This window comes from Streptomyces sp. NPDC030143, from assembly GCF_055573695.1.
In genome coordinates, this window is the sequence record NZ_JBVIAY010000001.1 from 553,732 (window position 1) to 574,874 (window position 21,143).

13 protein-coding genes are annotated in these 21,143 nt (G+C 70.9%); 5 read left to right on the forward strand and 8 right to left on the reverse strand.

The genetic code is table 11. From position 1 onward, the window contains the following. Window positions 1-63 precede the first annotated feature (63 nt). On the forward strand, window positions 64-1,629 hold the full coding sequence (locus tag ACZ4YY_RS02470; protein ID WP_468282795.1) for a DUF1996 domain-containing protein: 1,566 nt from the start codon (window positions 64-66) through the stop codon (window positions 1,627-1,629). A gap of 137 nt (window positions 1,630-1,766) precedes the next feature. Here the strand turns inward: ACZ4YY_RS02470 and ACZ4YY_RS02475 are convergent, their stop codons facing one another. Beyond that, window positions 1,767-2,195, reverse strand: coding sequence for a hypothetical protein (locus tag ACZ4YY_RS02475; protein WP_468282797.1), 429 nt, complete (start codon window positions 2,193-2,195; stop codon window positions 1,767-1,769). Window positions 2,196-2,430: 235 nt separating this feature from the next. On the opposite strand from ACZ4YY_RS02475, the gene ACZ4YY_RS02480 reads away from it, so the two are divergent. Both ACZ4YY_RS02480 and ACZ4YY_RS02485 read left to right on the forward strand, forming a co-directional pair. Beyond that, the gene (locus ACZ4YY_RS02480; protein WP_468282799.1) at window positions 2,431-4,353 is read left to right on the forward strand and encodes a hypothetical protein; all 1,923 of its coding nucleotides are present in this window, start codon (window positions 2,431-2,433) and stop codon (window positions 4,351-4,353) included. Between the two features lie 390 nt (window positions 4,354-4,743). After that, a complete protein-coding gene (locus ACZ4YY_RS02485) occupies window positions 4,744-5,460 on the forward strand; it encodes a TetR/AcrR family transcriptional regulator (protein ID WP_468282802.1) in 717 nt (238 codons plus the stop codon). A gap of 192 nt (window positions 5,461-5,652) precedes the next feature. Here the strand turns inward: ACZ4YY_RS02485 and ACZ4YY_RS02490 are convergent, their stop codons facing one another. The 7 genes from ACZ4YY_RS02490 to ACZ4YY_RS02520 all read right to left on the reverse strand — a co-directional run bounded on the left by ACZ4YY_RS02490 (window position 5,653) and on the right by ACZ4YY_RS02520 (window position 18,595). After that, window positions 5,653-6,009 carry a 5-carboxymethyl-2-hydroxymuconate Delta-isomerase gene (locus ACZ4YY_RS02490; protein ID WP_468282805.1) on the reverse strand — a complete coding sequence of 119 codons (357 nt, stop codon included), beginning with the start codon at window positions 6,007-6,009 and terminating at the stop codon, window positions 5,653-5,655. Window positions 6,010-6,154: 145 nt separating this feature from the next. Then, on the reverse strand, window positions 6,155-11,557 hold the full coding sequence (gene pulA, locus ACZ4YY_RS02495) for a pullulanase-type alpha-1,6-glucosidase (protein ID WP_468282808.1): 5,403 nt from the start codon (window positions 11,555-11,557) through the stop codon (window positions 6,155-6,157). Between the two features lie 352 nt (window positions 11,558-11,909). Then, window positions 11,910-13,283, reverse strand: coding sequence for an alpha-amylase (locus ACZ4YY_RS02500; RefSeq protein ID WP_468282811.1), 1,374 nt, complete (start codon window positions 13,281-13,283; stop codon window positions 11,910-11,912). Window positions 13,284-13,417: 134 nt separating this feature from the next. Then, window positions 13,418-15,112, reverse strand: coding sequence for a glycoside hydrolase family 13 protein (locus ACZ4YY_RS02505; RefSeq protein WP_468283226.1), 1,695 nt, complete (start codon window positions 15,110-15,112; stop codon window positions 13,418-13,420). A 180-nt stretch (window positions 15,113-15,292) separates the two neighbouring features. Continuing rightward, entirely contained in the window at window positions 15,293-16,201 is a 909-nt protein-coding gene (locus tag ACZ4YY_RS02510) for a sugar ABC transporter permease (RefSeq protein WP_468282814.1), read from the reverse strand. A gap of 13 nt (window positions 16,202-16,214) precedes the next feature. Further along, window positions 16,215-17,216 carry a carbohydrate ABC transporter permease gene (locus ACZ4YY_RS02515; protein WP_468282817.1) on the reverse strand — a complete coding sequence of 334 codons (1,002 nt, stop codon included), beginning with the start codon at window positions 17,214-17,216 and terminating at the stop codon, window positions 16,215-16,217. A 107-nt stretch (window positions 17,217-17,323) separates the two neighbouring features. Continuing rightward, a complete protein-coding gene (locus ACZ4YY_RS02520; protein WP_468282820.1) occupies window positions 17,324-18,595 on the reverse strand; it encodes an extracellular solute-binding protein in 1,272 nt (423 codons plus the stop codon). A 384-nt stretch (window positions 18,596-18,979) separates the two neighbouring features. Between ACZ4YY_RS02520 and ACZ4YY_RS02525 the strand changes: the two genes are divergently transcribed. Continuing rightward, complete coding sequence (locus tag ACZ4YY_RS02525; protein ID WP_468282823.1) at window positions 18,980-20,014, forward strand: LacI family DNA-binding transcriptional regulator; 1,035 nt, start codon at window positions 18,980-18,982, stop codon at window positions 20,012-20,014. Window positions 20,015-20,145: 131 nt separating this feature from the next. Beyond that, window positions 20,146-21,021: a phosphatase PAP2 family protein gene (locus ACZ4YY_RS02530; protein ID WP_468282827.1), complete on the forward strand. Its 876-nt coding sequence runs from the start codon at window positions 20,146-20,148 to the stop codon at window positions 21,019-21,021. Window positions 21,022-21,143: the final 122 nt, after the last annotated feature.

Here is a 21,143-nt window from a genome sequence, read left to right on the forward strand (position 1 = left end):
AGGCGCCGCTTCACTCCTGTCGGGCGCCTCGATGCTGCCCCGCAAGGAAGTCAGAGGAGTTCCATGGGACGCAACACACGTAAACGCCGTTCGTCGATGGCCACGAAGGCCGTGGCAGCATCGGCGGCCCTAGCGCTCGGTGGGGGCGGGCTGATCTGGGCGAACTTCTACGCCTCTGCGCACGAGTCGAAGAACTCGTCGCAGAACCAGGTCAAGGCCGCGCCCGGGCAGGTGGCGACCATCTCCTGCCCCGACGTCGGCCAGAAGCTGACGAACGTCCCGGGCGGGGCGCGTCAGGGCGTCGACAGGGAGTTGGCGAACCTCGACAAGCAGATCACCGAGGCCTACGCCCGACTCGCCTCCACGCGCCAGGCGCAGGCCAACGACGCCGGCTTCGTCCAGAACGCGATCCTGGGCCCCCTCAAGGAGAAGCGGGTCGCCACGATCGACCGGATCCGAATCAACATCCAGCGCGTCGGCGGCCAGGTCCAGAACCTGAGCTCGCTCGCCCCCTGCACCCCGCAGGTCGCCAACCAGACCAACGCCGGCGGCAACAACGGCGGGAACAACAACGGCGGCGGCCAGAACAACGGCGGCCAGCAGAACAACGGCGGCCAGCAGAACAACAACGGCGGCCAGAACAACGGCGGCCAGCAGGGCAACAACGGTCAGCAGGGCAACGGCGGTCAGGGCGGCAACGGCCCGGTGGCGGCGGACTTCGTCGACATCACCAAGGCCGGCAACAACAACCAGCTGGGTGTGGGCGCCAACGGCCTCGCCGCGAACGGCCGGTCCGGGTCGACGGGCACCTTCACCACCAAGTGCGGCACCAACGGCAACGACAACCACAACACGGACAACGTGATCGTGGCCCCCGGTGTCACCAACGGCGCCCACCACCTGCACGACTACGTCGGCAACCAGAACAACGACGCCTTCGCGAGCGACCAGGAGCTGGCGAACGCCCAGACCACCTGCCAGAACCAGGGCGACCGGTCGTCGTACTTCTGGCCGGTGCTGCGACTGCAGGACGGTTCGCAGGACTTCGACCAGAACAACGACGGCGGCGGCAAGGAAGGCAACGTCGGCCGCATCCTCCAGCCCGTCCAGGCGCAGCTGAAGTTCGTCGGCAACAAGCGGGGCCCCGTCGTCGCGATGCCGCAGGCGCTGCGCATCATCACCGGTGACGCCAAGGCCTTCGTCAACGGCCTCAACAACGCCAACGTGAACTGGAGCTGCACCGGCTTCGAGAACAAGGTGCAGCTGAAGGACAAGTACCCGATCTGCCCGCAGGGCAGCCAGGTGGTGCGTGTGTCCAACTTCCAGAGCTGCTGGGACGGCCAGAACATCGACAGCGCCAACCACCGTACGCACGTGGCGTTCGTCCAGGGCGACGGCTCCTGCGCCAACGGCTTCAAGGCGATCCCCCAGCTCCAGGTCCGCCTGGTCTACAACGTCCCCGCCCCGAAGCTCCAGAACGGGCAGGTCGTGAACCCGTACGCGGTGGACACCTTCCCGGAGCAGCTGCACAAGCCGATCACCGACCACAACGACTTCATCAACTTCTTCTCCCAAAACCTGATGAACAAGATGGTCAACTGCATCAACACCGGCAAGAAGTGCCAGTGACACCGAGGGTGTGACCGACTGAGAAAGCCGGCGGTGAGGATTCCTCACCGCCGGCTTCGTCGTGTCCCGCGTCCGTTCAGGCCGTCCGTTCCGTGCCCCCGTCCGCCCGGTGACCCGTCCGGTCACCGGCCGTCCGCTCAGTGACCGGAGTGCGAGGTGCCGCCCGACTCGTGCGCGCCGTGGTCGACGCCCTCCTCGATGTCACCGCCGAGGGTCTCCCGGAGCGTCGTCATCGTCCTGGTCTCGCCGACGGCCACCCACTTGCGGCCGACGAGGTAGTGACCGCCGTAGTCCTTGGCCCCGTTGATCCACTCGCGCAGGCCGCGGTCGGTGGCGAAGGTGGCGAGGATGAACTTGTCGCCGGTGTCCTTGCAGACGGCCTGGCGGATCTCGTCGGCGTCGATCTGGATGTCGGGCGTGCACTTCACCTCGGCGGCCAGGTGCTCCAGGCTGCCGGTCGCCGTCTCCGGCACGGCCGCCTCCTCCTTGCCGCCGGAGCCGCAGCCCGTCAGCGCCAGCGCCAGCACCGCGCCGCACAGCGCGACCATCGGTCGGGTCACCTTCATCTGTCCTCCCTGCAAGAGCCTCGTTCTGGATACGGCTCCCGCGCGCGGTGCGCTCAACCTACCGGTGCCCGGCGGCCGGGCCGCCCGGGCGGAACCGGTCCGATGGACCTCGCCGACCCACCCGCAGGCGGGCGGCCCGCGCGGCCCTGACCGCGGGTCCGGTGGCCGTGCCGTCCGCGGCCGGACCGATGCCGACGGCCGGTGACCATCGTCCGGGTGGCTCGTTCTGCTGGACGTGCAGTCACAGGATGTCGCCCCGCGCCCCGCACCCGGTTCCCCCGCCGACCGGGTCGTCGACGTCGAGCAGGCCGAGGCCGCGCTCGTCGAGCACTACCCGCGTCTGGTCCGCCTCGCCTATCTGGTGCTGCCCCCGGGCTCGGGCCGGGGCCGGCGGGTCCTGAGCGCCCACGCCCTGGTCCAGCGCGCCCTGCCCCGTGGCCGCGCGGCCACGCCGGTCATCCCGGCCCAGTCCACGGCCCGCGACGGCGACGCCGGGTACGCCTACGTCCGCCTGCGGGTGGTGCGTACGGCGCTGGAGGCGGGCCTGCCGTCGAAGCGCCGGGCCTGGCCCCGGCGGGCGCAACTGCCGCCGCTGCTGCCCCAGGTGTGGGGCCTGCGGCTCTTCCCGTGCTCCGGCGGCGCCGACGAACTCGTCCTGGACCAGCGGCTCGCCGCCCTCTCCGGCCCGGCCCGCGCCGCCTGTGCGCTGCGCGGCCTGGAGAAGCTGCCCGACGGCGATGTGCGCGAGGTGCTGGCCGAGGCCGGCGTCGACGACGTGGAGGCCGCGCTGCGGGAGGCCGACGGCATCGCCGCGCAGTACGCGCTGCTCGACTCCCCCGAGTTCGACCCCTGCACCCTCCAGGCCCGCCCCACCGATCTGATGCGGCGCCGCCGGCACACCAAGGCCGCGCTCGCCGCAGCGGCCGCGCTCGCGGTGTGCGGTGGCCTGGTCGCGCTCCCCGGCGACGGCTGGGGGCCCGACGGCGCGGCCGCCCCGGTGTACGCGCGCAACCCGGCGGCCGAGGCCGCCCTCGACCCCGGGCGGCTGGTGCGGGTCTCCCCCGCCGCCTGGAAGACCGCCACGCGCACCGACTTCTCCGTGTGGCCGGCGCGCGGCGATCTCACCGGCGACGAGGCGCTGCTGCGCCGTGCGCTCGCCGTCTGGGCCCGCCCCGGCACGACCGTCCGCGTCTCGGCGACCCCCGGCACCCCGACCGGCGGCCCCGCCGGCCCGCCCCGACTGCTGTTCGCCGGCGACGTCGAGACCGCGCGCGTGGTGATCCTGCACGACGGTCTGCGCATCGCCCGCTACGCCGAGCCCCGGGACGGCACGGCCGGAGCGGCGCTGGACCTCGCCCGGACGGACGGGGCGCTGGGCGCCGAGGCGGGCGCGGTGGTCCTGGACCGCGCCGACGGCAACGTGCGGTTCCTGACGGCTCCCTGGGTGACGAAGGCCGCCGAGCGGGACCTGTCGAAACCGGGCGCCGGACTGATGGACCTCGCGGTGTCCGACGGCGTCACCTCGCCGCTGGCCAGCCCCGCCACCCGCAGCGGCGCCTGCACCACCTGGAACGTGCTCCAGCTGACGGACGCCTCCGGGTCGTACCTGCTGAGCGACCTCGGGGAACTCGTCCCGGCCCGGCTCACCGCGGGCCGGCCGACCGGGCCGAAGGAGGCGACCGGCGCGGAGGCGCTGCGCACCTGGGCGCCGTTCGCCTGCTCGCTGGGCGAGGCGCGGGCGCAGGGTGTGCGGTCGGTCAACGCGTGGGGCTACGCACGGCAGTCGCTCCCGGAGGAGGGCGGCCCGGGCGCCTGGGTGTGCACCCGGGCCGAGACCTGGCGGGGCGACGGCACGCGCGTGCAGGCGCAGTTCCAGACGCCGGGCGGGCTGTTCGGGGCGGTCGTGGCGAAGGCGGGGGACGTGCCGGCGTGCGGCCCGCGCGATCCGCATGTGCTGGCCGGTGTGCTGTGGAAGGCGCAGTCCGGCTCCTGGTACCTGCTGGCCGCCGGTGACAGGGACACGGAGTCCGTGCGCGCGACGGGCGGCGTGAGCGGGTCGGCGCGGGGCAACCTGCTGGCCGTGCCGACACGGCAGGGCGCCCAGGCGGAGCTGGAGGGGACCCTGGAGGGCGGCCGGGCGATCGGCGGGCTGCGCTAGGGGTGTTTCGAAAGTCCTGTGCGGTGCCCGCGGTGTCCGGTGCGTGCTCTCGGCGTGCCGGACGAAAGCGCTCGTACTGGGTGTACTCGTGCTTTCGGCCGGTGCGGCGAGAGGGCGTGCCGGGCACCGTGGGTGCTGTGCGGGACTTTCGAGACACCCCCTAGGGAGGTCGCCGGCGCACGGTGGTTCACCCCCACCGACAGCGGGTGCTGGAGGGAGAGGTGGGCCACCGCGGCGAGCTGCTCCCGGGCACCGAGCGCGGTGACTCGACGCCGGTCTGCGTGTCGCGGCCGCGCGGTGATCGTCCGGCGCTGACATGTGAGGCGACCGGGGAGAGACCGTGGCCGATCCAGTCCGTTCACGTCCGGATTCGATCGGTAAGGTGTTCGTATGACTACCGGGGTTCGCCGCAGATTGGGAGTCGAGGAGCGGCGGCAGCAGTTGATCGGCGTCGCCCTCGAACTGTTCGCCCGTCGCTCGCCCGACGAGGTCTCCATCGACGAGATAGCCGCGGCCGCGGGCATCTCGCGACCTCTGGTGTACCACTACTTCCCCGGCAAACTCAGCCTTTACGAGGCCGCGCTGAAGCGGGCGTCGGAGGATCTGGCCGGCCGGTTCGCCGAGCCGCACGAGGGGCCGCTGGGGGCGCGGCTGCTGCGGGTGATGCGCCGGTACTTCGACTTCGTCGACGAGCACGGCCCCGGCTTCTCGGCCCTGATGCGCGGCGGTCCCGCCGTCTCCGTCGGCGGAGCCGACACCCTCAGCCGCGTCCCCACGACGACCGCGCTGATCGACTCGGTGCGCCAGGCCGCCTACGAGCAGATCCTGTCGCATCTGGGCGTCGCCGATCCGCCCGCGCGGCTCGAGCTGGTCGTCCGCTCCTGGATCTCGCTCGCCGAGTCCACCGCGCTGATCTGGCTGGACGGGCGGCGCATCCCGCGCGAGGAGCTGGAGGTCCAGCTCGTGCAGGACTTCGCCGCCCTCACCGCCGTGAGCGCCGCCCACGACGAGGAACTGCGGGCCCTGCTGCGCCCCGTCCTGGGTGACGAGCCGGCCGACGGCCCCTTCGGGGACCTGGTCGCCCGGCTCATCGCGCTGGCGTCTTAGAGCTCCGAACAAGAAGGGAGCCCGGCTCGCGACGCCTGGCACGCACGCTCGCCGCGTTGCCGAAAGCCCCTGGCAGCTCCGCTACGAGGAGCTTCCGGCGCCTTGCGATCGCACGCACCGGACGCCGCGAGCTGAACGGCCTCCCCTTTTGTCCGGAGCTCTCAGGGGTCCTCTTGTCGGAGCTCTGAGAGCTCAGACCTCGGACTTGCGGTACGAGGGGTCCAGGTCGCGGACCTCGGCGGAGGAGTGCAGGGCGAGGCCCTCGGCGGGCTTCACATGCTGCCGCAGCAGTTCCAGCACCGTCTCGGTGAGCCGGGCCTTGGTCTCCTCGGTGCGGCCGGCCAGCAGTCCGATGTGGACGTGCACGACGGCGTGCCCCTCGGTGTCGGGGCCGACGGTGGCGTCCTCGGTCCGGCGGAACTGCGTCTTGCAGGCCGGCGGCTTGGCGGCCGCGATCTCCACGACGGCGTCGTGCAGCGCCCTGGCGAATCCGGGCCGGTCGAAGTCGTCCACGAGCCGGTCGGAGTAGTCGACGGTGATCTGCGGCATGGGCACTCCCGTACTAGGGGGTCTCTTCTGGATCTTGCCGCCGGTCGCGGGGCCTGGGCGACAGCGCTCACCCTAACGCGCAGGTCAGGATGAGCGCTGTGGCTCAGGTGATGCGGGCGTTCAGTGCGGGTTCACGGGTGCGCGTTCACCCGGTGCGGGAGAAGACCGCCACCGTGCGGGCCGGTACCTCGAAGGTGCCCGAGGTCCTCGCGTACGACGCCGTCTTCACGGTGGCGTCCGCGCCCGCCGCCTGCACCGGGTGCAGGCGGTAGCCCGTGCCGGCGAGCGGGGCGACCGTCTGCCGCTGCGCGGTCGGCGTCGCGTTGAAGACGACGACCAGGTCACCGAGGCGCATGGTGATCACACCGGGCGTCTCGTCGCTGCCCGACAGCGGGAAGGAGAGCCGGGCCTGCACCTGCGCGGCCGTGTCCAGGGAGAACACCTGCTCCGTCGTACGGATGCGCAGCAGGTCCCGGTAGGCGGCGGAGGCCGACTCGATCTGCGCACAGCCGACCGCCACCCGGCTCAACAGGGGTGTGGCGTAGGGCCACTTGGCGGCGTTGTCGGCGGCCGGCGGCAGCCCGCGGCCGAAGCCGTTGCCGTCGGCGCAGCTCCAGTGGATGGCGTTGAACCAGTCGCCGCTGTCGTAGGAGTTGCGGTCCAGGGACTTCGAGCGCAGCAGGTCGGTGCCGGCCTGGGAGAGGGCCGGGCCCTGCGAGAGGGTGGCCGTGGCCATGGCGAGGACCTGCATCCGGGCCCGGTCGGCCGCGTTCGTCGAGACGGGCAGTTTGAAGGCGAGGGCGTCGAACAGTGACTCGTTGTCGTGGGCGTCGGCGTAGGCGAGGGCGTCGCCGGGGGCGTCCGCGTAGCCGGCGGGGCTGCCGTTGTAGTCGACGCCGGCGCCGGTGACCTCCCGGCCTGCGGTGTCGGTGAAGCGGTAGGCGGCGAGGTTGCCGCTCAGCCCGACCTTGATCAGGTCCTGGTAGTGCAGCAGGCGGGCCTTCTGCTCGGCCGGGGTGCCGTTGGCCGTCGAGGAGTTGGGGTCGGTGTACAGGCCGGAGGCGAAGCCCTGGACGCCGGGGTCGGCGTCGAAGGGGCCGCCGCCGCGGACGGCGTCACGGGCGCGGTCGGAGAAGGTGGCGATGCCCGTGCCGGCCATGTTCTTCTGCGTGGCCTGGACGAACCGGGCGTCGTCGGCGACCTCGCCGAAGTTCCAGCCCTCGCCGTACAGGATGATCTTCTTTCCGTCGACGCCGTCCTTCTCGACGCTCAGCGCGTCGAGGGCCTTGCGGACGGCCAGGATGTTGGCCTTCGGGTGGTGGCCCATGAGGTCGAAACGGAAGCCGTCGATCTTGTACTGCTTCGCCCAGGTGACGATCGAGTCGACGACCAGCTTGCCCATCATGGCGTTCTCGGTCGCGGTGTTCGCGCAGCAGGTGCTGTTCGCCACGGTGCCGTCGTCGAGGAGCCGCTGGTAGTAGCCGGGGACGACCCGGTCGAGGACGCTGGTGGCCGCCTGGCCGCTCGCCGCGGTGTGGTTGTAGACGACGTCCATGACGACCCCGAGGCCGTCCTCGTTCAGCGCCTTCACCATCCTGCGGAACTCCACGGTGCGCCGCGTGCCGTCCGGGTCGGTGGCGTAGGAGCCCTCGGGGACCGTGTAGTGGTACGGGTCGTAGCCCCAGTTGTAGGCGTCCTTCGCGGCGATCTTCCCGACGCACTCCTGCTGCTGGTCGGAGTCGGCCGGGTAGGAGGCCAGATCGCAGTCCGCGGTGGCCTGGTCGGCCCTCCTCTCGGGGATCGTGGCGATGTCGAAGGCGGGCAGCAGGTGCACGTGGGACGTGCCCGCCTTCGCCAGCTCCCGCAGGTGCCCGGAGCCGGCACTGTCCTTGTCGGTGAAGGCGAGGTAGGTGCCGGGGTGCTGCGCCGTCCGGTCCTCGACGGAGAAGTCCCGGATGTGCAGCTCCTGGATCTGGGCGTCCTTCAGCGGTACGGCACGGGGCTTGCGCAGGGTCGCCCAGCCGCCGGGGGCCAGGGACCTGTCGTCCAGGTCGACGACCAGGCTGCGCTCGGAGTTCGCGGTGAGGGCGACCGAGTAGGGATCGGTGACCTTGTTGGTGACGACCGCGCGCACGCTGGGCGCCCACACCTGGACGACGTAGCGGTAGGGCTTGTTCTTCCAGGACGCGGGGCCGGTGACGGACCAGACGCCCGTGGTGTCGTCGCGCTTCATCCGCACGGTGGAGCCGTCGAGCTCCAGGGAGACGTTCCGCGCCGTCGGCGCCCAGACGGCCAGCGTCGGCCGGCCGTCGCGGAAGGTCGGCCCGAGCCGCGCCTTGGTCGCCCCGGGGTACAGGTCGTCGAGCACGCCGGCGATCTGCACGCCGGTCGCCGCGAGCACCGCGCCGTTCGCGGCCCGCTGCGAGGCGACGAGCTGTCCGCGCAGCGCCTCGCGCACCCAGTCGCGGTCGCGCGGGTCGACGGACCAGGCGGTGTGGTCCTTCAGGTGCGGGAACCTCGCCTTCTGGGCGTCGGTGAGGGTGGTCCTGGTCAGCCGCAGCCAGCGCTCGTCGTCGCTGGTGAGCGTGGCGTCCTTCACCGCGATCGAGCCGGCGCGCGAGGAGAGCAGCTGGGTGGAGGCGGCCGCGTCGGAGCCGTTCCAGACGACGGTGGCGCGGTCGATCCAGACCGCCTCGGAGGTGGTCAGGTCCAGGGCGGCCGCGGAGCCCGCGGGCTGGGGCAGCAGGTGCTTCTCCTGGCCGTTCAACAGCCACACCTCGTGACCGTCGGCCGTGAGGTCCAGCGACCGGTCGGCGGGCAGGTCCTTCTCGTCGCCCTTGTGGACGATGTAGCTGAGACTGCCGGCACCCTCGGTGAGCGGCACCTCGAAGACAGCGCCATAGGCATCAGTCTTCACCGGCATCAGCGGGTTCGACCACTCGGTGGGGTGCGCGGCGCCCGTCCAGACGTGCAGGCCCCAGCCGTCGTAGTTCCCGTCGGCGCGGTGGTAGTGCAGGACGGCCTTGCCCTTGTCCTGCTCCGGGTACGCGGGCCGTTCGGTGAGCACGGCGTCCTTGCCCTGCTCGATCCACACCTCGCCCGTCCGGGTGACGTCGATGGTGCGGTCGGCGGAGACGTCCTTGTTCCCCTGCTTGTCGATGACGAGGAAGCCGACGTTCGAGGCGCCCGGCTTCAGCTTGACGTAGGCGAAGGCGCCGTAGGCGTCGCGGCCGACGAAGGGGTGGCTGGCGGGCCAGTCCGTCGCCTCGCCGTCGGCGAGGTCGCCCCAGGCGTACAGGCCCCAGTTCCCGTAGTCGCCGTCGGGGCGCTGGTAGTGCACGACCACGTGGTCACGGGAGGAGGCGGTGGGGGTCTCGGGGGCGGGCGGGGTGCCGGTGGTGCTGCCGGCGGTGGCGCTCGCCGTGCGGCCCGCCGAGTCGATCACGACGGCCTTGTAGCGCAGGGCGGTGCCCGGGGGCACGCCCTTCCCGAGGGCCTGCGTGACCTTGTAGGGGGCGTGGTCGGCGGAGCCGAGCGTCGTCCACCTGCCGTTGCCGACCTGGGCGGCGAAGACGACCCGGTTGAGCCGGCCGCCCTCCACGTCGGCGCTCAGCTCGACCGTGCCGGTGGCTCCGGCGGCCGGGGCGTGGAGGGTGAGGGTCGGCCCGGTGGCGGGCTGGGCAAGCCTGCCGGACGCCTTGAGCACGATCGCCGAACCGGCCGGGACGGTGACGGTGATCTTCTTGCCGGCGTCGGACCTCAGGGTGTCCTCGGTGCCGTAGACGCCGCGGAACGTCATGGCCGCCGAACCGGTGGCGAACGTCGCCGGCTTCGCCTCGTCCGCGTTGTTGAAGGCGACGACGTACTCGGTGCCGGTGCGGGCGTCCGTGCGGGAGAAGGCGTAGACGCCGGCTCCGTCGTCCGCGTACCGCTCGGTCTGGATGCCGTCGGCGAGGGCCGGGTTGGCCTTGCGGAGCTGGGCCAGGGCGGCGATCCGCCGGTACAGGGGCGCGCTCGTGTCGTAGGCGTCGCTCGCGTGGGTGCGGTCGGTGCCGATGCGGTCGTCGTCGAGGTAGTCGGCCGTCTTCGAGGCGAACATCGTCTGGCGGGCGTCCTTGTCGCCGCCGGCGCCGGTGAAGCCCTGCTCGTCGCCGTAGTAGACGACCGGGTTGCCGCGGCTGAGGAACATCAGCTCGTTGGCGAGCCGGTCCTTGGCGAGCAGTTCGGCGTCGGTGGCCTGCGGGTCGTCCTGCTTCAGGAACGTGCCGATCCGGCCCATGTCGTGGTTGCCGAGGAAGGTGACCTGCTCGTACGCGTTGGCCGTGCCGGTCGTGTACTTGTAGTCGTCGGCGAAGACCGACGCGAGTTTCCTGGCGCTGCCGCCCTGGGAGGCGTACTGGCGGGCCGCCTCCTGGAAGGGGAAGTCGAGGGTGGCGTCGAGGCGGCCCCGGGTGACGTACGGGGAGGTGACGTCCGTGTCGGCGGAGTACACCTCGCCGAACATGAAGAAGTCGTCACGTCCCTGCCGGGCCGCGTAGGCGTCGAGGGCGGTGGCCCACTGGGTCCAGAACTCCATGTTCACGTGCTTCACGGTGTCGATCCGGAAGCCGTCGACGTCGAAGTCCCTGACCCACCGCTGGTAGATCCTCTCCATGCCCTCGACGACCTCGGGACGTTCGGTCCACAGGTCGTCGAGCCCGGAGAAGTCGCCGTGCGTGGAGGACTCACCGGCGAAGGTCGAGTCGCCCCGGTTGTGGTACATGGTCGGGTCGTTGAGCCAGGCGGGGACCTTCCGCTGCCGGCCGACCACGGGCGTCCGGGGGAAGGAGGCCGTGTCGACGTCCGGGAACGCGCGGGTGCCGTCCGCGTAGTCGCCGTCGTCGAAGGGCTCGCCGTCCTTCGTCAGGTAGGGGAAGGCGCCCTTGGAGAGGTAGTCGTGGGACTTCTCCTCGTAGTCGACGACGTCGGCGGTGTGGTTGGTGATGACGTCGAAGAAGACCTTCATGCCCTTGGCGTGTGCCGCGGAGATGAGGGTCCTGAGGTCCTCGTTGGTGCCGAAGTGCGGGTCGACCTGGGTGAAGTCGGTGATCCAGTAACCGTGGTAGCCGGCGGAGGCGTTGGTGCCGGCGCCCTGCACGGGCTGGTTCTTGAAGATCGGCGCCATCCACAGGGCGGTCGTGCCGAGGCCCTTGATGTAGTCGAGGCGCTTGGTCAGGCCCTTGAGGTCGCCGCCCTGGTAGAAGCCCTTGTCGGTGGGGTCGTATCCGGTGTTCAGGCGTGAGCCGGTGAGTCCGCCACGGTCGTTGGCGGAGTCCCCGTTGGCGAAGCGGTCCGGCAGGACGAAGTAGAACTGCTCCCGGGTCGCGTCGTGCCGGGCGGGTTCGGCGGCCAGCCTCGCGTCCGTCGGGGGCGGGGGCGGGGGCGGGGCGTCCGCGCGGGCGGCGAGCGGCTGGACGAGGGCGGTGGCGAGCGCGGCGACGGCGACGACCGCGACGCGTCGGACCTGCGGGTTTCGGCGCCTGTGGGGCGCCGGCCATCTCGGTATCACAGGTGGGAACTCCTTGCGGATGCGGCTCTGTTGGGTCCGACCCCGCGTGACCGTATCGCCGACGAAAGCCTTACAGCAAGAGCCGTGAAACCCTTGGCAAGAGTTTTCACCGTCAATCGTCCGCCCGACCCGGGCACTGCGGGCGACGCCCCCCGGGGCACCGCCGCCCGCAGCCCGGCACGGACCGCTCGTGGGCGACGGCGCGGCGGGCGGTCGCGCGACCGGCACGGCGGGCGGTCTGCGCGACCGCGGGACTCCTGGAGGACCGCGGTCCGCGGCCGTCAGCCCTTCGCGTACCGCGCGCCGCAGGGCGTACCAGGGCGCGCGGTACGCGAGGGGAGCGGTCGGCGGCTCAGCAGCCCGTCGCGCCCGCGTGGATCGCCAGGGCGGTGTTCGAGCCGAGGGTGGCGGTGAGCCGGCCGCCGGAGTCGACGGTCACCGTCGTGTTCCGCTGCACGTCGCAGTACGTCCCGGCGGGCAGCGAGGTCTGGTACGTCCGGGTCAGGGAGCCCGCCTCGTGGTTGATGGCCACGAATCCCCTGGTGCCGCGCCCGAAGGCGATCGCGTCGCCGCCGTTGTCCCACCAGTCGGTCACCGGCTCGCCCCGCGTCGCGTTGCGGAAGGCGACCATCGACCTGATCTCCGGCCAGGCGTGCTGGCACTTCCAGCCGTTCTGCCAGCAGGCGTCGACCCGGCCGCCGTTCGGCGGACCGGCGTCGGGGTCGGAGAACTCGTACCCGGAGTTGATGTCGGGCGCGCCGTAGGGCCAGGCGAGCATGAAGACGTGGGCGAGGGTGTAGTTCGCGCCGTCCTTGTAGTTGAGGGTGGAGCCGTTGCGCTCGGTGTCGTGGTTGTCGACGAAGACACCGGCGACCGAGCCGTTCAGGTAGCCCCAGCCCTCGCCGTAGTTCCTGAGGTAGGCGAGGTTCTCGCCGGTGAGGACCCGCTTGAGGTCGTAGGCGTAGCGGAACTCCTGGACGTCGCCGTTGCCCGTGTACTCGGTGGCCTGGACGGCCTCCCCGCTACCGTGGATGACCTCCTGCTTCCAGTACGCGTTCGGGTCGGTCAGGCGGGACTTGATGTTCGCCAGGTCGGCCGCGTCGATGTGCTTGGCCGCGTCGATGCGGAAGCCGTCGACGCCGAGGGTGAGCAGGTCGTTCAGGTAGCCGGCGATCGCGCCGCGGACGTAGGGCTCGCTCGTGTCCAGGTCCGCGAGGCCGACCAGTTCGCAGTGCTGGACGTTCCAGCGGTCGGCGTAGTTCGAGATCTGCCCGGTGCAGTCGTCGAAGTCGTAGGAGGAGTACAGGCCGGGGTAGGCGTACTTCGTGTACGACGACCCGCCGGTGCCGGTGCCGCTGCCCGCGGACATGTGGTTGATGACGGTGTCCACCACGACCTTCACACCGGCCGCGTGACAGGTGTTCACCATGTTCCGGAAGGCCGTGCGGTCACCGAGCCGGCCGGCGATCTTGTAGCTGACGGGCTGGTACGACGTCCACCACTGTGCGCCCTGTATGTGCTCGGCCGGCGGGGAGACCTGCACGTATCCGTATCCGGCGGGGCCGAGGGCGGTGGTGCACTCCTTCGCGACGGAGGCGAAGTTCCACTCGAAGAGGACGGCGGTGACGTCCTTGGCGCCGGGCGGGGAGGCCTGCGCGGGGGACGGGGCCATGACAAGAGCGGCGGCCGCGAGGGCGAGCGCGCCGCAGAGGGATCTGCGTGCCATGCGGGGTTCCTTCTTCATTGAAGGTGCTTGCTGAAACATTCAGCAAACTTGCGGTGACGCAGATGGTAGAGGCCCGCCGCCTGAAAAGGCAGCGGGCCGTGTGAAGTTGCTGCGAGAACCTTGCGGGACGGCCGTCAGGCCGCGGTGAACCACACCGTCGTGTCGGCCGGCACCTTCGTCTCGCCGTCCGCCTCGGCCGGGTCACCGCTGGCGAGCAGCACGCGGCCGTACGCCGGGACGGTCACCGCCTCGCCGGAGGTGTTGGCGACGCACACGAACTCGCCGCGGCGGAAGGCCAGGACGCCCTCGGGGGCGCGCAGCCACTCCACCGAGTCGCCGGCGCCGAGGTCGGGGTGGGAGCGGCGGACGGCCAGCGCCGAGCGGTACAGCTCCAGCGTCGAGCCGGGCACGCCGTCCTGCGCCTCGACGCTCAGCTCGCCCCAGCCCTCCGGCTGCGGCAGCCAGCTGCCCCCGTCGCCGAAGCCGTACGAGGAGCCCTCGCGGGTCCACGGGAGGGGGACCCGGCAGCCGTCCCGGAAGCCGTCCTGGCCGGCGCCCCGGAAGTACGCGGGGTCCTGGCGCACCTCGTCGGGCAGGTCGACGACGTCCGGCAGGCCGAGTTCCTCGCCCTGGTAGACGTAGGCCGAGCCGGGCAGCGCCAGCATCAGCAGGGTGGCCGCGCGGGCCCTGCGCAGGCCGAGCGCGCGGTCGCCGGCCGTGCGGATCTGGGTGCCGAGGCCGGGCGGGTTGGCGAAGCGGGTGGCGTGCCGGGTCACGTCGTGGTTGGACAGGACCCAGGTGGAGGGGGCGCCGACCGGGCGCATGGCCTCCAGGGTGCGGTCGACGACCTCGCGCAGCTGTCCGGCGTCCCACTCGGTGGCCAGGTACTGGAAGTTGAAGGCCTGGTGGAGCTCGTCCGGGCGGACGTAGTTCGCCGTCCGCTCGACGGTCGGCGTCCACGCCTCCGCCACGAAGATGTGCTCGCCGGAGTACTCGTCGAGGATGAGCCGCCACTGGCGGTAGATGTCGTGGACGCCGTCCTGGTCGAAGAACGGCATGACATCGTTGCCCAGCAGCTTGAGCTGGTCGTGGGATCCCAGGTCCGGGAGGCCCTCCGCCTTCACCAGGCCATGGGCCACGTCGATGCGGAAACCGTCGACGCCCATGTCGAGCCAGAAGCGCAGGATCGAGCGGAACTCGTCGCCGACGGCCGGGTGGTCCCAGTTGAAGTCGGGCTGCTCGGGCGCGAAGAGGTGCAGGTACCACTCGCCGGGGGTGCCGTCAGGCTCGGTCACGCGCGTCCAGGCGGGGCCGCCGAAGATGGACTCCCAGTCGTTGGGCGGCAGTTCGCCGTCCGACCCCTTGCCGGGGCGGAAGTGGTAGCGCTCCCGGAGCGGCGAGCCGGGGCCCTCGGCGACCGCCCGCCTGAACCACTCGTGCTGGTCGGAGGAGTGGTTGGGGACGAGGTCGACGATGATCCTCAGGCCCAGTGCGCGGGCGTCGCGGATGAGGGCGTCGGCGTCGAGCAGGTTGCCGAACATGGGGTCCACGGCCCGGTAGTCGGCGACGTCGTAGCCGGCGTCGGCCTGCGGGGAGGCGTAGAACGGGCTGAGCCACACGGCGTCCACGCCGAGGTCGCGCAGGTACGGCAGGCGGGAGCGTACGCCTTCCAGGTCGCCCATGCCGTCGCCGTTGCTGTCGGCGAAGCTGCGCGGGTACACCTGGTAGATCACCGCGTCCCGCCACCAGTCGCGGTGCCGGGCGACGGTGGCGACGGCCGAGGCGGGCCGGGAGGTGGGGGCCGGGGCGGCGGAGTGCTGCTGGCTCATGGCGTCCTTGGTGCGTAAGGGGGTGGCGGTCATGGTCTCGGAGGTGCGACGGCGGATGGGGTGATCAGGCGGCCGCGGTGCCGGCGGGGTCGGATGGACACCGCGGCCGCCACCCGCGCTCTTCGGTGCGCGGGAGTCTTTCCCTGATGAGGAACCCGGCCGCGAGGCCGGGCCCCGGGCTCAGCCCTTGGTGCCGCCGGCGGTCAGGCCGGTCACGAGGTTCTTCTGCACGAGGTAGAAGAACGCGGAGACGGGTATCGCGATCAGCACGGCGGTGGCGGCCATCAGGTTGCGCTGGGCGTCGTGCTCGCTGACGAAGCTCTGCAGGCCGACGGCGAGGGTGTACTTCTGGTCGTCGAGGAGGAACGTGGTGGCGAAGGCGACCTCGCCGAAGGCCGTGATGAAGCTGTAGAACGCGGCGACCGCGAGGCCCGGCTTGGCGAGCGGCAGGATCAGCCGCGCGAAGGTGCCGAAGGGGGTCAGGCCGTCGACGCGCCCGGCCTCGTCGATCTCGAACGGGATGGTGTCGAAGTAGCCCTTGAGCAGCCAGGCGCAGTAGGGCACCGCGGTCGAGCAGTAGACGAGGACCAGGCCGAGGTAGGTGTCGATGAGCTGGAGCTCCGACAGGATCTGGTACATCGGCACGATCAGCACGGCGATCGGGAACATCTGGGTGACCAGCAGCACCCACATGAACTTCCGGTAGCCGGGGAAGCGCATGCGGGACACGGCGTAGCCGGTGGTGGCGGCGATCAGCACGCCGATCACCGTGGTGCCCAGCGAAACGATCAGCGAGCTCTTCAGCCAGTCGAAGAAGTTCGTGTGCTGCAGGACGAACGCGTAGTTGTCGAACGTCATCTTGGACCAGATGCGTCCGGGGTGGAGGTAGTCGTCCTTGTCGGGGCCGAGGGAGAGGAAGACCAGCCAGACGATCGGGAACAGCGCGATGAGGCTCGCGACGGTCAGGACGCCGTGGGAGGCGAGGGAGGCGAGGGGGCCGCGCCGTTCTCGGCCCCGGGCCGCGCGGGGGGCGCCCGCGGAGTGCTGCCCGGTCGCGTCGGCGGAGGTCTCGACGGTGCTCGTACTCATGGGAACTCCTGCCTCAGATCGCGAGCTGCTGCTCGTTGCGGTTCAGCCAGCGGCGGTAGAACGAGGTGAAGACGATCAGGATGGCCAGCAGCAGGATGCCGTAGGCGGCCGACTGGGCGAAGTCACGCGGCTGCTGTCCGAAGCCGAGGTAGTACGCCCAGGTGACGAGGATCTGCGCGTCGGGGGCGGTGTTGCCGAACAGCAGGAAGATCACGGCGAACTGGTTGAAGGTCCAGATGATGCCGAGGAGGACGACGGTGGAGCTGACCGACCTCAGACCCGGCAGGGTGACGTACCGGAAGCGCTGCCAGGCGTTCGCACCGTCCATCTCGGCGGCCTCGTAGAGCGAGGAGTCGATGGACTGCAGGCCGCCGAGCAGGGAGACCATCATGAACGGCACCCCGCACCAGGTGTTGACCATGATCGCGGCGAAGCGCTGCCAGAAGGTGTCCTCCAGCCACAGCGGCGTCGGCAGGTGCAGCGCCTCCAGGCCGGAGTTGACGACGCCGCCGTCGGCGAGCATGAACCGCCATCCGAACACGGTGACGAAGGTCGGCACCGCCCAGGGCAGGACGAGGATCAGCCGGTAGAAGGTGCGCCCGCGCAGCTTCTGGTTCAGCAGCAGGGCGAGGCCGAGACCGATCGTGTAGTGCAGGGCGACACAGGCGGCCGTCCAGACGATCGTCCAGATGAAGTGCGACCAGAATCGGTCGTAGGCGGTCTCGCCCCACAGGATGTCGGCGTAGTTGTCGAGGCCGATGAACTTGTAGGTGGCCTCGATCTCGTTGACACCGATGGTGCGGGCCGTGTTGAGGCTGTTGGCGTCGGTGAGGGTCAGGTAGAGGCCGTACCCGAGGGGGTACAGCACGAGAACGCCGAGGACGACGACCACGGGGGCGATCATCGCGTACGCGTACCAGTACTTCCGGTAGCCGTGCTTCAGGCGCCGGCCCAGCCCGGGCCGCGGCGCGTCACCGCGACGCTTGCCGGTCGCGCGGTCGATGGCGACTGTCATGGTTCGACACCTTCTGGAGGAGCTGTGGATCGGGGGCGGGGCGGGCACAGGCCGGTGGCCGCCGGATCACTCCCCCCTCGAGCGGTGATCCGGCGGCCACGCGGGGCTCACTTGCTGAAGTCCGGCACCAGCTTGGCGATGGCGGTCTCGGCGTTGCCCAGCCCCTTGTCGAGGGACTCCTTGCCGCCCGCGATCTTGGGCAGTTCGGTGTCGAGCGGGCCCCACAGGGAGCTGTACTCCGGCAGCGCGGGGCGCGGCTGGGCGGCGGACAGGACCGTGCCGTAGCCGGCGATGCCCGGGTCGGCCTTGACCTGGTCGGTGTAGGCGTCGTCGCGCGTGGGCAGCGTGGAGTTCTTCAGCGCGACGGCCGCCTGGGACTTCGCGGAGGTCATGAAGTTGACGAACTTCAGCGCGGCGGCCTGGTGGGCCTTGTCCGAGCCGGCGTAGACCGAGAGGTTGTGGCCGCCGGTCGGGGCGCCCGCCTTGCCTGTGGAGCCGGCCGGGACGGTGGCGATGCCGAGGTTGCCCTTGTCCTTGAAGGCCGTGCCCTTGTAGAAGTTCGTGATCTCCCAGGGGCCCTGGATGATCGCGGCGACCTTGCCGTTGACGAAGGCGTCCTGGATGTGGGCGTAAGCGTCGGCGGTGGTGTCCGCCTTGTGCAGGCCCTTGCCGTCGAACAGGCCGAGCCAGGTGCCGTAGGCCTTCTTCGCCTCCGCCGAGTTGACGGTGATCTTCTTGGCGTCGGCGTCGACGGTGTCGGTGCCCTCGCCGTAGAGGAAGGACTGGGCGTAGTAGGCCTGGGTGGAACCCCAGTAGCCGTCGACGCCGGTCTTGTCCTTGATCGTGGCGGCGGCCTTCTTCAGCTCGTCCCAGGTCCTGGGGGCGGCGACGATGCCGGCCTTGGCGAAGAGCTCCTTGTTGTAGACCAGCGCGAGCGTGTCGGTGACGATCGGCACGCCGTAGGTCTTGCCCTCGTACTTGGCCTGCTCGATCAGGTTGGACTTGAACTTGTCCTGCTCGGCGAGGGCCTCAGTGCCGTCCAGCGGCAGGAAGTAGCCCTTCTTGGCGAAGGCCGGGGTCCAGCCGACCTCGGAGCGCAGCACGTCGGGGGCACCCTTGGAGCCGGCGGCGGTGTCGAACTTGTTCTGCGCCTGGTCGAAGGGGACGTTGACGTACTTGACCTTGACGTCCTTGTTGGCGGCCTCGAACTCCTTGATCAGGGCCTGGTACGCCGGCGCCTCGTTCGTCGCGTTGGACGTGTCCCACCAGGTGATGGTGACCGGGCCGCCGGCCGAGTCGCCGCTGTCACTTCCGCCGCAGGCCGTCGCCGCGAGGGCGAGGGACGCCACCAGCGCGGTGGCCGCTATGCCACGCCGCATGAGTTCTCCTTGAGGGTGAAAGCCCGAGTAGCTACAGGGAGCGGTCCCGTCCGCCGTCCCTGTCGACTTGCCGACTGCGCCGTTGCGGCGGCCGCCGGGCGACGTGAACGTAACAGCGTTGTAAGCACCGCGAAAGACCTTGCAGCAAAAAAGTGCAAGACGTCTCCGAAGTTATCCGGGCGTGACCTCTCGGCGACCGCCGTGAGACGCTTGTTTACAGGCGTCGAGCGGTATGGGGCCGGTTGTGCAAGACTCTGCAAGCTCTTGCCATCACTTTCACGAGGGAGCGCGATGACGCAGCAGCCCGGGGCGGGCCGTTCCACCGGTCGCACACGGCGTCCGATCGGTGTGCAAGGGGACGCCTGGCCGGTACAGTCCACCCCTGTGACCACACGGCTTGCGGACATCGCTGCGCAGGCGGGGGTGAGCGAAGCGACCGTCAGCCGCGTCCTCAACGGGAAGCCGGGCGTCGCCGCCACCACCCGTCAGTCCGTGCTCGCCGCGCTGGACGTGCTGGGGTACGAACGCCCGGTACGGTTGCGCCAGCGCAGCGCGGGGCTGGTCGGCCTCATCACGCCCGAGCTGGAGAACCCGATATTCCCCGCCCTGGCCCAGGTCATCGGCCAGGCGCTGACCCGCCAGGGCTACACCCCGGTCCTCGCCACCCAGACCCCGGGCGGCTCCACCGAGGACGAGCTGACCGAGATGCTGGTCGACCGCGGGGTCGCCGGCATCATCTACGTGTCCGGGCTGCACGCGGACACCACCGCCGACATGCAGCGCTACGACCAGCTGCGCGCGCAGGGGGTGCCGTTCGTCCTCGTCGACGGCTTCTCGCCGAAGGTGCAGGCGCCCTTCATCTCCCCCGACGACCGGGCGGCGATGACGCTGGCGGTCACCCACCTCGTCTCGCTGGGGCACACCCGCATCGGCCTGGCCCTCGGTCCGAAGCGCTTCGTCCCGGTCCAGCGCAAGATCGAGGGCTTCGTGCGGGCGGTCCAGGAGCAGCTGGGGCTGACCACCGACGTCGTCGAGTCCGAGCTCGTCCAGCATTCGCTGTACACCCTGGAGGGCGGGCAGGCCGCCACCACGGCGCTCATCGACCGGGGCTGCACGGCGATCGTCTGCGCCAGCGACATGATGGCCCTCGGCGCGATACGGGCGGCGCGCCAGCGCGGTCTGGCGGTCCCGCGGGACATCTCGGTCGTCGGCTTCGACGACTCCCCGCTGATCGCCTTCACCGACCCGCCGCTGACCACCGTACGCAAGCCCGTCCCCGCGATGGGCCAGGCCGCGGTGCGCACGCTCTTGGAGGAGATCGGCGGAACGCCCGCCCCGCACAGCGAGTTCGTGTTCATGCCGGAGCTGGTGGTGCGCGGTTCGACCGCTTCGGCACCCGGTGACCGCAATCGTCCGTGAGACGGAGAATCCCCGGGTCCGGGTCGTCCGTCGGCAGGGCCCGTCAGGGGTCGGTCGGCCGTAGAACATGCGGGTGGGGCAGCCCCGCGGGATGATCGGGGGTGCAAGCTTTTCTGGCAGACTCTGTATCCATGGGTGAACCGACCGTGACGTCACCGGAAGGCCGCGAAGAGGCCCTTCCACGGCCCGTCACGGCCGAGTCCCGGCCGAACCGCCTGGACCGTCTGCGCAGCCCCCGCCGCCCACGCCTGTGGTTCGAGACCCTCCTCATCGCGGTGAGTTACTGGACGTACTCACTGATCCGCAACGCGGTCCCGGAGCAGAAGGCAGCGGCGCTGCGTAACGCCGACTGGATCTGGCAGGCGGAGCAGCAGCTGGGCATCGCCGTCGAGCAGACGGTCAACCAGGCCGTGAACTCGGCGACTTGGCTCATCATCGGCATGAACTACTACTATGCGACCTTGCATTTCGTGGTGACGCTCGGTGTTCTGGTGTGGCTCTACCGCGGTCATCCCGGCCGCTACGCGGCGACCCGTCTCGTGCTGTTCGCCACCACCGGCGTGGCCCTCGTCGGTTACTACCTGTATCCGCTCGCACCCCCTCGGCTGATGAACGGCACGGTCTTCGTGGACACGGTCCTGGTCCACCAGACGTGGGGCTCGATGGCCTCAGGCGACCTGAAGAACATGTCGAACCAGTACGCCGCGATGCCGTCCATGCACATCGGCTGGTCGCTGTGGTGCGGCCTGACGATCTTCGCGCTGGCCCGGCTGCCGTGGGTCAGGATCCTGGGCCTGCTCTACCCCGCCGCGACCCTGGTGGTGATCGTCGCCACCGCCAACCACTTCTGGCTGGACGCGGTGGGCGGCATGCTCTGCCTGGCCTTCGGCTACACGGTCGCCCGCACCTGGTACGGCAGCCTGCCGTACACCCTGCCGAGGACCGTCCGACCACGCGCCACCGCACCGACGGCCGGTCTGTCGCGCCCCCGCGCGCAACAGCGGTGACTCCCGGGGGGCGGGGGCGAGGAGACGGCGGCTCGTGCCCCCTGCCCTCGCGGCCCTCCTGACCCGTCCGGCGGTCGGGGGCGGCGGTCCTGTCCGGCGGTCCGGGGCGGCGCGAGGGACGG

Bases quoted from the DNA above. Each gene is read 5' to 3' on its own strand.
- ACZ4YY_RS02470 (WP_468282795.1), top strand. From the start codon at position 64: ATGGGACGCAACACACGTAAACGCCGTTCGTCGATGGCCACGAAGGCC.
- ACZ4YY_RS02475 (WP_468282797.1), bottom strand. From the start codon at position 2,195: ATGAAGGTGACCCGACCGATGGTCGCGCTGTGCGGCGCGGTGCTGGCG.
- ACZ4YY_RS02485 (WP_468282802.1), top strand. From the start codon at position 4,744: ATGACTACCGGGGTTCGCCGCAGATTGGGAGTCGAGGAGCGGCGGCAG.
- ACZ4YY_RS02490 (WP_468282805.1), bottom strand. From the start codon at position 6,009: ATGCCGCAGATCACCGTCGACTACTCCGACCGGCTCGTGGACGACTTC.
- ACZ4YY_RS02500 (WP_468282811.1), bottom strand. From the start codon at position 13,283: ATGGCACGCAGATCCCTCTGCGGCGCGCTCGCCCTCGCGGCCGCCGCT.
- ACZ4YY_RS02505 (WP_468283226.1), bottom strand. From the start codon at position 15,112: ATGAGCCAGCAGCACTCCGCCGCCCCGGCCCCCACCTCCCGGCCCGCC.
- ACZ4YY_RS02510 (WP_468282814.1), bottom strand. From the start codon at position 16,201: ATGAGTACGAGCACCGTCGAGACCTCCGCCGACGCGACCGGGCAGCAC.
- ACZ4YY_RS02515 (WP_468282817.1), bottom strand. From the start codon at position 17,216: ATGACAGTCGCCATCGACCGCGCGACCGGCAAGCGTCGCGGTGACGCG.
- ACZ4YY_RS02520 (WP_468282820.1), bottom strand. From the start codon at position 18,595: ATGCGGCGTGGCATAGCGGCCACCGCGCTGGTGGCGTCCCTCGCCCTC.
- ACZ4YY_RS02530 (WP_468282827.1), top strand. From the start codon at position 20,146: ATGGGTGAACCGACCGTGACGTCACCGGAAGGCCGCGAAGAGGCCCTT.